Below are 231 nucleotides of genomic sequence, written 5' to 3' on the forward strand. Positions count from 1 at the left end.
GTACAAGTAATTCTTGTACTTCTTGCGTAACTCGTCCCACTTTATCACGGAAATATTCATAATTGATGCGTTCCTGCGCTGCGTGCTGGTCGATCATGTATAACCCTTTATCATTTTGAGCAAAAATATATGTTCCGTGCATTTGTCCAATTGGATAAAGCGGTGGTAAGTCATTACCGTTCATTTCAATCTCTTTTATTTCCCCAACTTCTTCTTCCAATTCCTCTAACT

1 pseudogene is annotated in these 231 nt (G+C 38.5%); it reads right to left on the reverse strand.

From position 1 onward, the window contains the following. Positions 1 to 231, reverse strand: a pseudogene (locus JDS92_RS30560) (DNA mismatch repair endonuclease MutL); the annotation flags it as partial.

Origin of the sequence: Bacillus cereus group sp. N12, from assembly GCF_016483575.1 — a bacterium.
Lineage (GTDB): Bacteria > Bacillota > Bacilli > Bacillales > Bacillaceae_G > Bacillus_A > Bacillus_A toyonensis.